16 protein-coding genes are annotated in these 14,896 nt (G+C 62.2%); 3 read left to right on the top strand and 13 right to left on the bottom strand.

The window, feature by feature from the left end:
* Positions 1–74: 74 nt before the first annotated feature.
* Entirely contained in the window at positions 75–1,007 is a 933-nt protein-coding gene (locus tag CO666_RS06285; protein ID WP_097611228.1) for a hypothetical protein, read from the top strand.
* A 75-nt stretch (positions 1,008–1,082) separates the two neighbouring features.
* On the opposite strand, the gene rarD is transcribed toward CO666_RS06285, so the two are convergent.
* Positions 1,083–1,997: an EamA family transporter RarD gene (rarD, locus tag CO666_RS06280; RefSeq protein ID WP_097611227.1), complete on the bottom strand. Its 915-nt coding sequence runs from the start codon at positions 1,995–1,997 to the stop codon at positions 1,083–1,085.
* 201 nt (positions 1,998–2,198) lie between these two features.
* Between rarD and CO666_RS06275 the strand changes: the two genes are divergently transcribed.
* On the top strand, positions 2,199–2,678 hold the full coding sequence (locus tag CO666_RS06275; protein ID WP_097611226.1) for a GNAT family N-acetyltransferase: 480 nt from the start codon (positions 2,199–2,201) through the stop codon (positions 2,676–2,678).
* A 19-nt stretch (positions 2,679–2,697) separates the two neighbouring features.
* On the opposite strand, the gene cimA is transcribed toward CO666_RS06275, so the two are convergent.
* From cimA to cysS, 7 genes are all read right to left on the bottom strand, one after another.
* Entirely contained in the window at positions 2,698–4,311 is a 1,614-nt protein-coding gene (gene cimA / locus CO666_RS06270) for a citramalate synthase (protein WP_097611225.1), read from the bottom strand.
* Positions 4,312–4,492: 181 nt separating this feature from the next.
* Positions 4,493–5,455 carry a prolyl aminopeptidase gene (pip, locus tag CO666_RS06265; protein WP_097611224.1) on the bottom strand — a complete coding sequence of 321 codons (963 nt, stop codon included), beginning with the start codon at positions 5,453–5,455 and terminating at the stop codon, positions 4,493–4,495.
* Positions 5,452–5,928: a GFA family protein gene (locus tag CO666_RS06260; RefSeq protein ID WP_097611223.1), complete on the bottom strand. Its 477-nt coding sequence runs from the start codon at positions 5,926–5,928 to the stop codon at positions 5,452–5,454. Before CO666_RS06260 ends, pip begins: the two co-directional genes overlap by 4 nt.
* Positions 5,925–6,413 (bottom strand): GFA family protein, encoded by a 489-nt coding sequence (locus CO666_RS06255; RefSeq protein WP_097611222.1) that lies wholly within the window; start codon positions 6,411–6,413, stop codon positions 5,925–5,927. Before CO666_RS06255 ends, CO666_RS06260 begins: the two co-directional genes overlap by 4 nt.
* Positions 6,410–6,889 (bottom strand): GFA family protein, encoded by a 480-nt coding sequence (locus tag CO666_RS06250; RefSeq protein ID WP_097611221.1) that lies wholly within the window; start codon positions 6,887–6,889, stop codon positions 6,410–6,412. The genes CO666_RS06255 and CO666_RS06250 overlap by 4 nt, the downstream gene beginning before the upstream one ends.
* The gene (locus CO666_RS06245; protein ID WP_097611220.1) at positions 6,889–7,254 is read right to left on the bottom strand and encodes an endonuclease domain-containing protein; all 366 of its coding nucleotides are present in this window, start codon (positions 7,252–7,254) and stop codon (positions 6,889–6,891) included. The genes CO666_RS06250 and CO666_RS06245 overlap by 1 nt, the downstream gene beginning before the upstream one ends.
* A 244-nt stretch (positions 7,255–7,498) precedes the next feature.
* Positions 7,499–8,890: a cysteine--tRNA ligase gene (gene cysS / locus CO666_RS06235; RefSeq protein WP_097611219.1), complete on the bottom strand. Its 1,392-nt coding sequence runs from the start codon at positions 8,888–8,890 to the stop codon at positions 7,499–7,501.
* A gap of 354 nt (positions 8,891–9,244) precedes the next feature.
* On the opposite strand from cysS, the gene CO666_RS06230 reads away from it, so the two are divergent.
* Positions 9,245–9,994 carry a glycoside hydrolase family 25 protein gene (locus CO666_RS06230; RefSeq protein ID WP_097611218.1) on the top strand — a complete coding sequence of 250 codons (750 nt, stop codon included), beginning with the start codon at positions 9,245–9,247 and terminating at the stop codon, positions 9,992–9,994.
* Between the two features lie 26 nt (positions 9,995–10,020).
* On the opposite strand, the gene CO666_RS06225 is transcribed toward CO666_RS06230, so the two are convergent.
* The 5 genes from CO666_RS06225 to CO666_RS34055 form a co-directional block, all read right to left on the bottom strand.
* Complete coding sequence (locus CO666_RS06225) at positions 10,021–10,761, bottom strand: SDR family NAD(P)-dependent oxidoreductase (RefSeq protein WP_097611217.1); 741 nt, start codon at positions 10,759–10,761, stop codon at positions 10,021–10,023.
* A gap of 79 nt (positions 10,762–10,840) precedes the next feature.
* A complete protein-coding gene (gene purF / locus CO666_RS06220) occupies positions 10,841–12,331 on the bottom strand; it encodes an amidophosphoribosyltransferase (RefSeq protein ID WP_097611216.1) in 1,491 nt (496 codons plus the stop codon).
* Positions 12,332–12,481: 150 nt separating this feature from the next.
* On the bottom strand, positions 12,482–13,099 hold the full coding sequence (locus tag CO666_RS06215; RefSeq protein WP_097611215.1) for a CvpA family protein: 618 nt from the start codon (positions 13,097–13,099) through the stop codon (positions 12,482–12,484).
* 90 nt (positions 13,100–13,189) lie between these two features.
* Positions 13,190–14,590 (bottom strand): DNA repair protein RadA, encoded by a 1,401-nt coding sequence (gene radA, locus CO666_RS06210; RefSeq protein WP_097611214.1) that lies wholly within the window; start codon positions 14,588–14,590, stop codon positions 13,190–13,192.
* A gap of 113 nt (positions 14,591–14,703) precedes the next feature.
* Entirely contained in the window at positions 14,704–14,853 is a 150-nt protein-coding gene (locus tag CO666_RS34055) for a hypothetical protein (RefSeq protein ID WP_179869619.1), read from the bottom strand.
* Between the last annotated feature and the right edge of the window lie 43 nt (positions 14,854–14,896).

The raw sequence follows: 14,896 nt of genomic DNA, 5'->3' as shown, positions 1-14,896 counted from the left end.
GGGATCAAATCCGGGGCCCGCTTCCTCCATCAGCCTGCCGCAAGCTCGGCGCGGCCATCAAGTCACTCGTTCCCATGACAATACTGATCAACGCCATCCTGGATGCCGGACGAAGTGCCGTCGACATCGCGATATTCACCTTTCTGCCGTTGATGATCGTGACATTCTCGCTGATGCGCTATCTCGAGGGTATGAGCGCCTTGCGATGGATGGCCGGCAAGGCCGACCCGCTCTTCCGATTGTTCGGTCTGGACGGTTTCGGAGCCTTGGCGATTATCCAGCTCAGCCTCGTCAGTTCGGCAGCCCCGGTCGCGGCCCTGTCGCTCATGGCGCACAAACGGACATCGGAGCGATTCATGGCCGCCGCCTTTGCCGCGGTGCTTGCGGCCGCGCCGGCAAATGCCAGTTTTCCGCTCGCAAGCCTCGGTGTCGATCCCGGCTTGATCATCGTCAACGGTCTTTGCGGAGCGCTTGTGGCGTCCACTCTCGCCTGCTGGATGATTGGACGCCGTTCCTTGTTTGAAACGGTCTGTTCCCGTGACACGGCCGATGACCACGTCGCCGCAAGACGCGATCTGCTGGCGGCAATCAACCGCGGTGGCGCAGATGCCGTTCGGGTCATTTCGGCAATTCTGCCGGTGCTCGTCATCTCCCTAGCGATGGTGAGGCTAATCCAAAGCACAGGCGCACTTTCGGCCTTCACGTCCGTTGCGCAGCCGTTGCTTCAGTTGCTCGGCGTCTCGCAGCAGGATGTCCTGTTCTTCCTCACAAAGTGCCTGGCAGGGTCGAGCGCAGCGGTCACGCTGTTACTCGACCTCCACAAGGAGCAGGGCCTTGCGCCTGAGAAGATCATTCACGGGTCCGCATTTCTGCTAAACCCTCTCGACGTTCCCGGTCTTTCCATCCTGATCGCTTCGGTGCCGGCGCTCAGGCCGGTGGCAGGCGTCGCCGTCGTGAGCGCATTGGCCGGGATCGTTGTCCGCACGGCGCTGCTGTCCTGGTTTTAAAGCCGACGCGCTCCGGCTTTCGATGGTTCGATCGTTACGTAGCAACGACGACATCCGTTGGACAGGGACTCCGACCTAGCGCCCGCGGCTTCCCTTCAGCATCGACCAGCTGTAGAGGAACAACCCCGCCCAGATCAGCGCGAAGGCAATCATGCGCGCCGTGCCGAGCGGCTCCTGGAAGACGAAGACCGCGATCAGGAAGATCATCGTCGGCGCGATATACTGCATGATGCCGATCGTCGAAAGCTTCAGCAGCTTGGCGCCGTTGGCGTAGATCATCAGCGGCACGGCGGTGATGACGCCGCAGCCGAGCAGCAGCGACGTATCGGCAAGGCCTGTGCGGTAGAAATGGCCCTGGCCGCTGCCGAATTCGAGATAGAGGATGTAAAGGAGGGCCGGCCCGCTGAGGATCAGCACTTCGAGGAAGAAGCCCTGATTCGGCCCGAGCGGCAGCGTCTTGCGCAGCAAGGCGTAGAAACCCCACGAGATGGCCAGCGTCAGCGCCACCCAAGGGATGCCGCCGCTATCGAAGGCGAGAATGGCGACGGCAAGGGCCGCAAGCGCGATCGCCGCGATCTGCAACGGCTGCAGCTTCTCCTTTAGCAGCACCGCGCCGAGGAAGATGCTGAACAGCGGATTGATGAAATAGCCGAGCGCGGCATCGAGCGAATGGCCGGCGCCGATCGCCCAGACATAGGTGCCCCAGTTGACGGTGATCAGCGAGGCGGTGAGCGCTGCCATCGCCAGCATGCGTGGCGAGCGCAGCGCTGTCGCGATATCATTGGTGCGCCCGAGTACGATCAGCACGATGCCTGCCAGCGGCAGCGACCAGACGATGCGGTGGGCAATCACCTCGGCCGGCGAAATATGCGCCACTGCCTTCATGTAGATCGGCAGGAAGCCCCAGAGCAGATAGGCGGTCAGCGCGAAGGCAAAACCGCGCGGACTGTCTTCGTTCTTGGCCAAGGGAACGGATACATCGGTCGACATCGGGCGTTTCCATCTTTGTTCTTCTTCTGATCCGGCCTAGCTTAAGCGCCGTGAATAGGCCAATTCATTTCGTTGAATGAAGGCTAAAGAATTTAAAGCGGATGGCGGAGCAAACCCGCCGATACGATCCGCCCATTCAGTTGACAGGCTCGGCAAGTTCTTTCATCTGGAGCGCCAAGCGCCAGATCAGGAGCCTCTCACGTGACCCTTACCGTACGCCCGGCAATGCCTTCAGACGCGGCAACGATCCTGCGATTTGTCCGCGAATTGGCCGATTATGAAAAGGCGATCCACGAGGTCGAGGCGACCGAGGAGAGCACGCGTGCGGCGATCTTCGGCGACGGTTCCGTCACGCATGCGCTGATCTGCGAACGCGAGGGTCGCGCCATCGGCATGGCGGTTTATTTCTTCAGCTATTCGACATGGCAAGCGAAGAACGGTCTTTATCTGGAGGATCTCTATGTAACACCGGACGCGCGCGGCTCGGGCGCCGGCAAGGCGCTTTTGCGGCGCCTGGCACAGATCGCGCTGGAAAAGGGTTGCGGCCGCTTCGAATGGAGCGTGCTCGACTGGAACGAACCCTCGATCCGTGTCTACGAGGCGATTGGCGCGCAGCCGCAGAAGGAATGGATCCGCTATAGGATGGCGGGCGAGACACTGGTGGCGTTTGCCCGCGGTTAGCCGAATCGGCGGAACAGACTTATTCCGCCGCGATCTTGCCGGCCAGTTGCCGGTTCTTCATCAGCTTGTAAATGACGGAGTCCATCAGCGCCTGGAATGAGGCGTCGATGATGTTCTCCGAGACGCCGACCGTCCACCAGCGCACGCCGTCGCTGTCGGTGGATTCAATCAGCACGCGGGTGATCGCCTCCGTGCCGCCATTGAGGATACGCACTTTGAAATCGGCGAGCACCAGATCGTCGATCTCGTGCTGGTATTTGCCGAAATCCTTGCGCAGCGCCAGGTCGAGCGCGTTGACCGGGCCTTCGGCATCGGCGACCGACATCAGCGTCTGGCCGTCGATGGTGATCTTGACCACCGCCTCCGAGACGATCTTCACGCGGCCGAGACTGTCGAAGCGGCGCTCGATCATCACGCGGAAGCCTTCGATGGTGAAGAATTCCGGGATTGTGCCGAGCGTGCGGTGTGCCAGCAGCTCGAAGCTCGCATCCGCGCCCTCATAGGCATAGCCGATGGATTCACGTTCCTTGACGATCGAGATCAGCAGGTCGAGCTTCGGATCGTCCTTGGCCACGGTGATGCCGCGCCGCTTCAGCGCATTGATGAAGTTCGCCTTGCCGCCCTGGTCGGAAACCATGACCTTGCGGAAGTTGCCGACGGTTTCCGGCGGCACGTGTTCATAGGTGCGCGGGTCTTTGATCAGCGCCGATGCATGGATGCCGGCCTTGGTGGCGAAGGCGGAAGCGCCGACATAGGGCATCTGGTGGTCGGGCGAGCGGTTGAGCAACTCGTCGAAGGCATGCGAGAGCCGGGTGAGGTTGAGCAGCCGCTCCTCGTCGATCGCCGTTTCGAAACGCGAGGTATAAGCGCTCTTCAGCGCCAAAGTCGGGATCAGCGTCACCAGATTGGCATTGCCGCAGCGTTCGCCGATGCCGTTCAGCGTGCCCTGAATCTGCCTCACACCGGCTTCGACCGCGGCAAGCGAATTGGCGACCGCCTGGCCGGTGTCGTTATGCGCATGAATGCCGAGACAGTGGCCGGGAACGCCCGCGGCGATCACCGCCTCGACGATGGCGCGCACCTCCGGCGGCTGCGTGCCGCCATTGGTGTCGCAGAGCACGACCCAGCGTGCGCCGCTCTCATAGGCCGTTTTCGCGCAGGCGAGCGCATAGGCCGGATTGGCCTTGAAACCGTCGAAGAAGTGCTCGCAATCGACGATCGCTTCCTTGCCGGCGCCGACGGCGGCCTTGACGCTTTCGGCAATGCTTTCGAGGTTTTCCTCGTTGGTGCAGCCGAGCGCCACCGCGACGTGATAATCCCAGCTCTTGGCGACGAAACAGATGGCGTCGCTTTTCGCCTGCAGCAGCCCGGCAATGCCGGGATCGTTGGAGACCGAAACACCCGCCCGCTTGGTCATGCCGAAAGCGACGAAGCGGGCCTGGCCGGTGCGTTTTTCGCTGAAGAAGGCCGTATCGGTCGGATTGGCGCCGGGATATCCGCCCTCGACATAGTCGAAGCCGAACTCGTCGAGCATCGCGGCGATCGCAATCTTGTCCTCGACCGAAAAATCGATCCCAGGCGTCTGCTGCCCGTCCCGGAGCGTCGTATCGAAGAGGTAGATGCGTTCTTTCATGTCGTTTCCTCCCGGCGGGCGGGTGTTGTTGTCCTGCGGATGCTGCCCCTCATCCGGCTGCCGCCACCTTCTCCCCGTTCTGACGGGGAGAAGGGGAATGCCGCACCGTATCGCGAGGCACGTCCCCTCTCCCCGCGAGCGGGGAGAGGGTTAGGGTGAGGGGCTGCCCCGACCCCGGCAATCAGTCTTGCTTCCCGGCAAACTGATCCGTCGCCCGGATCAGCCGATCGAGAATGCCCGGCTCCGAATAGGCATGGCCCGCGCCCTCGATCAGGTGGAATTCCGCCTTCGGCCAGGCCTGATGCAGCCGCCAGGCATATTTTGCCGGGCAGGGCATATCGTAGCGGCCATGGACGATGACGCCGGGAATATCCTTGAGCCGGCCGGCATTGCGGATCAATTGTCCCTCGTCCATCCAGCCGGCATTGACGAAGAAATGGTTCTCGATGCGGGCAAAGGCATAGGCGAACTCCGCCTCCTCGAACTTGCCGCTGGTCGAAGGTTCCGGCAGCAGCGTGATCGTTTCGCCTTCCCAGATGCTCCAGGCCTGCGCGGCTTGAAGGCGCACATTCCTGTCCTCATGCGTCAGGCGGCGATGATAGGCATGCATCATCTCATGCCGCTCTTCCGGCGGAATGGGGGCGATGAAGCGCTCCCACTTGTCGGGGAATATTTCCGAGACGCCGAACTGATAGTACCAGTCGAGCTCGGCCTTGGTCAGCGTATAGATTCCGCGCAGGATGAGCTCGGAGACCCGCTCAGGATGCGTCTCGGCATAGGCGAGCGCCAGGGTCGAACCCCAGGAGCCGCCGAACACCTGCCACGTCTCGACGCCGGCCATCTCCCGCAGCTGCTCGATATCGGCGACAAGGTGCCAGGTGGTGTTGGCGTTGAGATCCGCATGCGGCGTCGACCTGCCGCAGCCGCGCTGGTCGAACAGCATGACGTCGTAGAGATGGGGATCGAAGAGCCGGCGATGGGCGGGCGAAAAGCCTCCGCCCGGGCCGCCATGCAGGAAGACGGCCGGTTTGGCGCCCGGCGTTCCCGAGCGCTCCCAGTAGATCACATGGCCATCGCCGACATCGAGATGACCGGAGGCATAGGCTTCGATCTCGGGATAGAGCGTGCGCAGTCTCTCGGTCATATCTTCACGCCTTTCGCGGGCCAGACGGCGGTATCGTGGTCGGGATGCTGGAAGGAGATGATCGCCTCCTGCCGGGCATAGAAATCCGGGTCCTGGTGAACGGGCGCGTCGAAGATCGTCTCGACCCAGGGGAGGCGGGCCTCGTAATTGACCTGGATTTGCGGTGCGAGATCGCTGCGGTCGTCGAAGGTGCCGATGGCAAGCTCCAGGCCACCCGGATGCCGGTAGGTCATCGGCGTGCCGCAATTGCTGCAGAAGCCGCGCTCGATATTAACCGAGGACTGGAAATAGTTCGGCTCGCCGCGCGTCCATTCCATCCCTTCGTCAGGCGCGGTGACGAGCGCGGAGAAGAAGCCGCCGAATTGCTTCTGGCACATGCGGCAATGGCAGATCGAGGGCCGACCGAGCGCGCCTGATATGCGGAAGCGCACGGCGCCGCACTGGCATCCGCCTGTTCTGATTTTATCCGTCATAGGGTTTCTCCGGGTGGCCAGCTTTTCGTATCATGGTCGGGATGCTGATGATTGGTTGCCGCGATCGCATCTTCGCGCTCCGACGTGTCCGGCTCCGGTTCCAGCGGCAAGCCGTCGATCGCGTGAAACCAGGACATCTTGCGGCCGGTGTTCGATTGCATCACCGGCTTGACCGCGTCGGGATCATCCAGCGAGCCGAGAGCGATGTTGATGAAGTCCGTTTCCGGAATATCGTAGAACAGCGGCGTGCCGCAATCGCCGCAGAAACCGCGCCGCACGAGATCGGACGAGCGGAACCATTTGGGCTCCGCGCGCGTCAGCTCGAAATCCGTGCGCTTGGCCGCCGCCAGCGGCAGAAAATAATTGCCGGCCGCCTTCTGGCACATGCGGCAATGGCAGATATGGGGATAACCGAGTTCACCGCGCGCGCGATAACGAACCGCGCCGCACTGGCATCCGCCCGTATGCCCTGCCGGTTTCGTCATGCGCGATCCTCCGGCGGCCAGACCGGCGTATCGTGGTCGGGGTGCTGATAGGAAACCAGGTCGTGCAGGAAGGAACCGGCCGTCAGATCCGCCTCGGTTCGCTCTGCGGGCAGTTCGTGCAGATGATCGACAAAGCCGATCTTGCCTTCCACGCCCCATTGGATGGTCGGCGGCAGCAACGACGGATCATCGAATGCGCCTGCGGCAACGGCCATTCCATCCGGCGCTTCATAGGTCAGCGGCGTGCCGCAGTCGCCGCAGAAGCCACGCGCGACGAAATTCGAGGAGCGGAAAGTCTTGCGTGCTCCGCGCGTCCATTCGAACTCAGCGCCGCGCACCGAAACCAGCGGCGCATAATAGGCCCCGAACGCCTTCTGGCACATGCGGCAATGACAGATCGAGGAATCCTTGAGGTCGCCGCTGACGCGAAAGCGTATCGCTCCACATTGGCAGCCGCCGGTGTGGGTCTTGGTCATCACAGCTCCGTTCCGATGGTGCGGATAATATGGCTGCACACACTGTCGATATCCCGAAGAATATCATCGTTCCAGAAGCGTAGGACGATCCAGCCGTCTGTCTGGAGACGCTGAGTTCTGATTTCATCGTAGGTGAGATTAGGGGCAAGCGCGTGCTGCGAGCCGTCTATCTCGACGATAAGGTGATGGGTGGGGCATGCGAAATCGACGATATAGCCGGCGATCGGCATCTGTCGGCGGAAGCCGAGGCCCATCAAGCGATGGGCGCGAAGCTCGTTCCAGAGCTTCAATTCGGCGTCAGTCATAGCCTTGCGCATATGCCGGGCATTTGCCCGCCGTTGCGGCGGAACCGGTGTATGCGACATGTCTTGCCTCTCGCTATGACGTGACGGGGGTGCGGCACCCCCCTCTGCCCTGCCGGGCATCTCCCCCACAAGGGGGGAGATTGGCAAGACGCACTGGCCTCGCCAAATCCCGACAGTGTAGCGAGCAGCTTTCGCTGGATCGTACGCATGATCAGGGCGAGCGAGTGCTTCCAGCCGATCTCCCCCCTTGTGGGGGAGATGCCCGGCAGGGCAGAGGGGGGTATATCCAGCCGCCCAACCCATCTTACCGCTTGACCTCCCAAGTCGTCACCCGCTCACCGGTCGCCGCATCCTTGCCGTCCTTCAGCTGGATGCCTTTTGCCGTCAGCTCGTCGCGGATCTTGTCGGCTTCAGCAAAATTCTTCGCCTTCAGCATTTCGAGACGCATGGCGACCAGCGCATCGACTGCCGCCGCGACGGCTTCGTCGATTTCGGCTTTCTTCGGCAATAGGCCGAGGAGGGAAGCCGTTGCGGCAAAGGTAGCGCCGGCGGCGGGATCTGTGTGGGCGGCCTGCGCCAGCGCATGCAACGCCTGAACTGCCGCGACGGTGTTGAGGTCGTCGGAGAGAGCGTTCAGCACGCTCTCATCCGGCTTGGCATCGCCGGCTTCCGTCGCCGGCCATTTGGCGAGCAGGCGTTCGGCCTCTTCCAGCCGCTTGATCGAGAAATCGATCGGCTCGCGGTAATGCGTCATCAGCATGGCAAGGCGCAGCACTTCTCCCGGCCATTTCCGCCCGCCGAAGATCTGCGTGTGCAGCAGATCGTGGATCGTGACGAAATTGCCTTCGGATTTCGACATCTTGCGGCCTTCGACCTGCACGAAGCCGTTGTGCATCCAGACATTCGCCATCACCTCGGTGCCGTGGGCGCAGCGCGACTGGGCGATTTCGTTTTCATGATGCGGGAAGATCAGATCCAGCCCGCCGCCGTGAATGTCGAAGACATCGCCGAGATAACGCCGGCTCATTGCCGAGCATTCGATATGCCAGCCCGGCCGGCCGCGGCCCCATGGGCTCTCCCAGCCGGGTTCGTTATGGCTCGACAGTTTCCAGAGCACGAAATCGCCCGGGTTCTTCTTGTGCGCGTCGACGGCGACGCGGGCGCCGGCCTGCTGCTCGTCGAGCGGGCGCTTCGAAAGCTGGCCGTAGTCCGCCATGGATTTGGTGTCGAACAGCACTTCGCCGGCTGCGACGTAGGCATGGCCGTTGCCGATCAGCTTCTCGATGATCTCGGTCATCTCGACGATATTATCGGTGGCGCGCGGCTCGACATTCGGCTCCAGGCAGCCGAGCTCGGCGACATCGGCGTGAAACTGCGTCTCGGTCTTTTCGGTAACGGCGCGGATCGCATCGTTCAGCGGCAGGCCCGGATGATCCCGCAGCGCCCGCGCATTGATCTTGTCGTCGACGTCGGTGATGTTGCGGGCATAGGTGACGTGATCTTGGCCATAGATATGGCGCAGCAGCCGGAACAGCACGTCGAAGACGATCACCGGCCGGGCATTGCCGATATGGGCGAAGTCATAGACGGTCGGGCCGCAGACATACATGCGGACATTGTCGGGATCGATCGGCGCGAAGACCGATTTTTCCCGCGTCAGCGTGTTGTACAGCTTCAATTCCGGCGTCGCGTCCATTCCATTCTCCCAAAGGCACGATCAGAAAAATAGTGCGACCGGCGGGCCGGGGCGTTTCGCATCTTGACTATCTGGGAGATGAAAACGGCCGGGCCAGCGCTCGCGCTAGCGAATAATCTTCCGGCAGGTAATGCAGATAACCGTTTTCATGGCGCGATTTATGGCGTGGGAATGGCATTTGGTCAAGAGGGATGGGGAGCGATCCGGCGGCAACCGGAGCGACATATCCGGCGACACGATTGCAAGGGCGAGCGCCCGGCGAAGATATGGTGAGCGCGCGGAGGCGCGTCCGCCATTTTCCCGGCGCAAATCGCCAATAGCCAGTTGACAGGCTGCTGAAAACTGGGGGAATGAGTGAGAAACCTGGTCTGGGGAACGATCGGAGCGACGGCAATTCTGATAGTCGCATCCGCTGCTTATTTCGCATACGATTTCGGTATGTTTCGTTTCAACAATCCGTCTTTGTCAACCCATCCGATCCAAGGCATCGATGTCAGCCATCACCAGGGCGACATCGATTGGAAGACGGTTGCCGCGCAGCCGAACGTGCGTTTTGCGATCATGAAGGCCACCGAAGGCGGCGACCATAAGGATTCGAGGTTCGCCGAGAACTGGCAGCGCGCCGGAGAGGCCGGGCTGGTCAGGGGCGCCTATCACTTCTTCACCTTCTGCCGCCCGGGCAGGGATCAGGCGCAGAATGTCCTGGCGACCGTGCCGAATGAGCCGGGAACCCTGCCCATCGCCGTCGACCTTGAGTTTGTCGGCAATTGCGACAAGGTCCCGACGCTCGAGGAAATGGCGATGGAGGTCAACGCCTTCTTCACCGAGCTGAAAGGCACCTTTCCGGAGAAGCCGATTTTCTACGTCACACAGGAGTTCTTCGATCAATATCTGAAAGGCAATGAAGCCCGCTTCCCCGACCATTATTTGTGGCTGCGAAGCGTATTCAAGGAGCCGCAGCAGGAAGAATGTGGTCGCTGGTCGATCTGGCAATTTGCCGATAACGGTACCTTGAACGGCATCCAGGGACCGGTGGATCTCAATGCCCTATGCCCGTCGGAGACGGGATTGGCGCACCTCTTCCCATCCGTTGCAGCGAAGTAAGATCTTCGGCCTATTCCGCCAGACGCCTATTCCGGCAAGCGATAATCGACGAGCTTGTTTTCCCGTACCATGAACAGCTTGCCCGTCTCCGTCACGCCGGGACCGAGCAGCGGCAGGATCGCCTTCGCCACTTCGGAGGGATGCGGCAGCGTCTGAGGATCTTCGCCCGGCACCGCCTGCGCCCGCATGGCGGTGCGTGTCGCACCCGGATCGACGCTGGTGATGCGCAGCGGCGTCGATTGGCTCTCGCCGGCCCAGGTGCGCGCCAGCGCCTCGACGGCGGCCTTGGAAGCGGAGTAGGCGCCCCAGAAGGGACGGCACTTATGCGCGGCCCCGGAGGACAGGATGACGGCGCGGCCGGCATCCGAGCGTGCGAGCAGCGGATCGACCGAGCGGATCAGCCGCCATGTCGCGGTGACGTTGACGGTCATCACCTTCTCGAACACCTTCGCCTCGATATGGCCGATCGGCGAAATCACCCCGAGCACGCCGGCATTGGCGACGAGGATATCGAGCTTGCCCCAGCGCTCGAAGATCGAGCCGCCGAGCGCATCGATCGCATTCATGTCGGCAAGGTCGAAGGGCACCAGCGTCGCCGTGCCGCCGATAGCCTTGATCGCATCGTCGAGATCCTCGAGCCCGCCGACCGTGCGCGCGCAGGCGATCACATGAGCGCCGGCTTTCGCCAGTTCCAACGCGGTGAAATAGCCGATGCCGCGCGATGCACCGGTGACGAGCGCGATCCTGCCTTCAAGATTGATGTTCATCTGCCCCGGTTCCGGATGTGCTTGAAAAGGTAAGGGGCGCAATAAGCGCCCCCGATAGGAAAGTCAAAGCGGAAGCGGCTCAGCCGTTGCTGGCAAGCATCGAAAGCTTGTTGCCCATGGACTCGCCGTTCTTGTCGAGCAGGCGCGTGGGGTAGTCACCGGTGAAGTAGTGATCGGTGAACTGCGGGCGGGCCGGATTGCGATCCTCGCCGCCGACGGCGCGATAGAGGCCGTTGATCGACAGGAAAGCAAGCGAATCCGCGCCGATATACTTCGCCATGGCTTCGACATCGGCATACTGGTTTGCCAGCAGCTTTTCGGCATCGGGCGTGTCGATGCCGTAGAAGTCGGGGAAGAAGATCATCGGGCTTGCGACGCGGATATGGACTTCGCGTGCCCCGGCTTCACGGATCATCTGGACGATCTTGAGAGAGGTCGTGCCGCGCACGATGGAATCGTCGACCAGCACCACGCGCTTGCCTTCGATCATCGCCCGGTTGGCCGAATGCTTCAGCTTCACGCCGAAGGCGCGGATCTGCTGGGTCGGCTCGATGAAGGTGCGGCCGACATAGTGGTTGCGGATGATGCCGTATTCGAAGGGGATACCGCTTTCCTGGGCATAGCCGAGCGCCGCCGGCGTGCCGCCGTCCGGCACCGGCACGACCACGTCGCCATCGACCGGCGATTCCTTGGCGAGGTTCATGCCCATGTTCTTGCGCGTCGTATAGACGTTGCGGCCGCCGACGACCGAATCCGGACGAGCGAAATAGACATATTCGAACAGGCAGAGGCGTTCCGGCTGCGGCTTGCTCGGCTTGCGCGCATCGATGCTGATCGAGCCGTCCGGCTGGATTTCGCAGATGACAACTTCGCCGTTCTCGACGTCGCGGATGAACTTGGCGCCGATGATGTCGAGGGCGCAGGTTTCCGAGCAAAAGATCGGCTTGCCGTCGAGTTCGCCCATGACGAGCGGGCGGATGCCGGTCGGATCGCGCGCCGCAATCAGCTTGGTGCGCGTCATCGCGAGCATCGAATAGCCGCCTTCCATCTGGCGAATGGCGTCGATGAAGCGGTCGGAGGTCGAAGCGTGGCGGGAGCGGGCGATAAGGTGGAGGACGACTTCGGTATCGGAGGTCGACTGACAGATGGCGCCGGTCGCGATGATCTGGCGGCGCAGCGTCAGGCCGTTGGTGAAATTGCCGTTATGGGCAATGGCGATGCCGCCTTCTTCCAGCTCGGCAAAGAGCGGCTGGACGTTGCGCATCGCCACTTCGCCAGTTGTCGAGTAGCGCGTATGGCCGATCGACATGCTGCCGGGCAGGCGGGCGAGCGTCATCGGATTGGTGTAGTGATCGCCGACGAGGCCCATATGGCGCTCTTGGTAAAAGCGCTTGCCGTCGAAAGCGACGATGCCGGCCGCTTCCTGCCCGCGATGCTGCAGCGCATGCAGGCCAAGCGCGGTGAGTGTCGCGGCATCGGGATGTCCCAAAATTCCGAAAACCCCGCATTCTTCATGCAGTGTATCTCCGTCGAGCGGATCGTCGGTCGGGATGGCATGGGACTGGTTCATTTCTGCGGGCCTCTGCTCTCACAAGAATGGATCGGCATTTCCAGAAATAACTGAAGCCCGGCGGAGCTGGAATGCCCGGCCGGACCCCTCATTTCATATCCCGCTCACATGGCGATTGCCGGGAAGCGGGTCAAGCTCTTGAACACTGTGTCAATTCGCGGGCTGCTGCGCAGGTGCGGTCGGTGCGTCTTCCGCCGGAGCCTGGTCGCCCGTCGGCGGATTGGTACCTTCCGTGCCCTGTGCCGGCGGCTGAAGCTTATCACGGATGCTCGCCGGTATCATCTGGGCAAATTGCTCCGGCAGAACCGACTTCAGCTTCACGACCATCGAGTCCAGGAAGGGCTTCGACTTCGCGTCATTGACCCAGGCCGGGCGGTGATCGACATCGACCAGCCAGTTCCAGAAGGCGACGGCGACGACCAGGAGCAGCACGCCGCGCGCTGCCCCGAACAGGAAGCCGAGCGTGCGGTCGAGCGCGCCGACGCGGCTGTCGATGATGAAATCGGCGATCTTCATCGTGATGAAGGAGATGACGATCAGCGCGATCAGGAAGACGACCGCTGCCGACCCGACGATGGCGATGCGGTCGTCATCGGTGTATTTCTTCGCATAGGGCAGCAGGTAGGGATAGAGGTAATAGGCCGCCGCCGCCGAACCGCCCCAGCTCGCGATCGACAGAATCTCGCGCGAGAAGCCGCGGACCATCGCCAGCACGGCGGAGAAGAGCACGACGCCGATGACAATACCGTCGAAAATCGTAATGGGCATGTAATTTCAACTCCAGGACTGCCGCTTGGCGGCCGTGTCGTGCCTTATCGTGTGCCTCCTATATCATCACCAATCTTGGCAATGAAAGGATCAAACCTCGTCTTCCACACGCAGCGCTCCCTTCGATCCGGCGATGCGCGCGACCAGATCCGGCAGGCTTTCGACCTCGCTCCAGCGACCGCCTGAGCCCTTCGGCAGTTCGGCGGAGGCGGACGGAAGCAGTGCAGCGGAAAAACCCAGCTTCTCGGCTTCCTTGAGGCGCTGGGCGGTGTGCGCAACCGGCCGGATGGCGCCCGACAGGCTGACTTCGCCGAAATAGACGCAATCGGCAGGAAGGGCAATACCGGCAAGCGAGGAAACCAGCGCCGAGGCGACGGCGAGATCGGCCGCCGGTTCGGTGATGCGGTAACCGCCGGCGACATTGAGATAGACGTCGTGCTGGCCGAGCCTGACGCCGCAATGGGCTTCCAGCACCGCGAGGATCATCGACAGCCGGGCCGAATCCCAGCCGACCACGGCGCGCCTGGGCGTGCCGAGCGAGGTCGGCGCCACCAGCGCCTGCACCTCGACGAGCACGGGGCGCGTGCCCTCCATGCCGGCAAAGACGGCGGCACCCGGCGATTTCTCGTTGCGCTCGCCGAGGAAGAGTTCCGAGGGGTTGGCGACTTCGCGCAAGCCTCTGTCGGACATTTCGAAGACGCCGATCTCGTCGGTCGGGCCGAAGCGGTTCTTGACCGTGCGCAGGATGCGGTAATGGTGGCCGCGATCGCCTTCGAAATAGAGCACGGCGTCGACCATATGCTCGACGACGCGCGGGCCGGCGATCTGTCCGTCCTTGGTCACATGGCCGACAAGCACCATGGCGGCCCCGGTCTGCTTGGCGAAACGGATCATCGCCTGCACGCCGGTGCGCACCTGCGTTACCGTTCCCGGTGCGGATTCGGCCAGTTCGCTCCACAGCGTCTGAATGGAATCGATAATGACGAGATCCGGTCGCTTGCCCTCGGCAAGCGTCGCCAGAATGTCCTCGACATTGGTTTCGGCCGCCAGCATCACGTCGGTATCGGCCGCCGCAAGGCGTTGCGCCCGCAGCCGGACCTGGGCCACGGCTTCTTCGCCGGAGACGTAGATGATCTTATGGCCGCGCCGCGCAAGGGCGGCGGCCGCCTGCATCAGCAGCGTCGATTTGCCGATACCGGGATCGCCGCCGATCAGCACTGCCGAGCCGCGCACGAAGCCGCCGCCGAGCGCCCGGTCGAGTTCCGACATGGCGGTATGGATGCGCGGCGCCTCCTCGATCTCGCCCGACAGCGCCGTCAGCGTCACCGGCCGACCTTTTTTCGGTGTCTTGCCGGGACCGGAGCCGATCCCGCCCATCGGATCTTCTTCGACGATGGTGTTCCACGCGCCGCAGTTCTCGCATTTGCCGGCCCAACGGTTATGAACGGTGCCGCAGCTCTGGCAGATGAATTGTGTCCTGGCCTTCGCCATCAGTGATTGCTTTCGATAAATCTTCAGGTGAGGTCGCGCTCGTGAAACCCGATCGTGCGATCTGTCCGAGCTATTGCTGATCTGGTTGAGGCGCTTGGCGGAGGCGGCGGGATCTAATTGTCGGTTGCCGCAGCCTCTTGCAGAATAAATGCCGTCAGCTCGTCAGCACTGTTGAAAGATAGGAGCCGGCCCATGTCGATATCGTCTTGCCCCTCTTTGATCAGCGCCCGGAGCTTTGCAATCTTCGTCTCGCGTTTGCGCATGGCTGACTCCTCTGCGGCAGATATAGCAATCTGCGGAGAATAT

This window comes from Rhizobium chutanense (genome assembly GCF_002531935.1).
Classification (GTDB): domain Bacteria; phylum Pseudomonadota; class Alphaproteobacteria; order Rhizobiales; family Rhizobiaceae; genus Rhizobium; species Rhizobium chutanense.
The sequence above is the reverse complement of the archived record's forward strand: the minus strand, read 5'-3'. Positions and strand labels throughout refer to the sequence as shown.

What these genes read in the sequence shown, in the direction of transcription:
- CO666_RS34055 (WP_179869619.1), bottom strand. Translation starts at nt 14,853, where the DNA reads ATGCGCAAACGCGAGACGAAGATTGCAAAGCTCCGGGCGCTGATCAAA.
- CO666_RS06225 (WP_097611217.1), bottom strand. Translation starts at nt 10,761, where the DNA reads ATGAACATCAATCTTGAAGGCAGGATCGCGCTCGTCACCGGTGCATCG.
- pip (WP_097611224.1), bottom strand. Translation starts at nt 5,455, where the DNA reads ATGACCGAGAGACTGCGCACGCTCTATCCCGAGATCGAAGCCTATGCC.
- CO666_RS06245 (WP_097611220.1), bottom strand. Translation starts at nt 7,254, where the DNA reads ATGTCGCATACACCGGTTCCGCCGCAACGGCGGGCAAATGCCCGGCAT.
- CO666_RS06285 (WP_097611228.1), top strand. Translation starts at nt 75, where the DNA reads ATGACAATACTGATCAACGCCATCCTGGATGCCGGACGAAGTGCCGTC.
- rarD (WP_097611227.1), bottom strand. Translation starts at nt 1,997, where the DNA reads ATGTCGACCGATGTATCCGTTCCCTTGGCCAAGAACGAAGACAGTCCG.
- purF (WP_097611216.1), bottom strand. Translation starts at nt 12,331, where the DNA reads ATGAACCAGTCCCATGCCATCCCGACCGACGATCCGCTCGACGGAGAT.
- CO666_RS06260 (WP_097611223.1), bottom strand. Translation starts at nt 5,928, where the DNA reads ATGACGGATAAAATCAGAACAGGCGGATGCCAGTGCGGCGCCGTGCGC.
- CO666_RS06215 (WP_097611215.1), bottom strand. Translation starts at nt 13,099, where the DNA reads ATGCCCATTACGATTTTCGACGGTATTGTCATCGGCGTCGTGCTCTTC.
- CO666_RS06255 (WP_097611222.1), bottom strand. Translation starts at nt 6,413, where the DNA reads ATGACGAAACCGGCAGGGCATACGGGCGGATGCCAGTGCGGCGCGGTT.
- cysS (WP_097611219.1), bottom strand. Translation starts at nt 8,890, where the DNA reads ATGGACGCGACGCCGGAATTGAAGCTGTACAACACGCTGACGCGGGAA.
- CO666_RS06250 (WP_097611221.1), bottom strand. Translation starts at nt 6,889, where the DNA reads ATGACCAAGACCCACACCGGCGGCTGCCAATGTGGAGCGATACGCTTT.
- cimA (WP_097611225.1), bottom strand. Translation starts at nt 4,311, where the DNA reads ATGAAAGAACGCATCTACCTCTTCGATACGACGCTCCGGGACGGGCAG.
- radA (WP_097611214.1), bottom strand. Translation starts at nt 14,590, where the DNA reads ATGGCGAAGGCCAGGACACAATTCATCTGCCAGAGCTGCGGCACCGTT.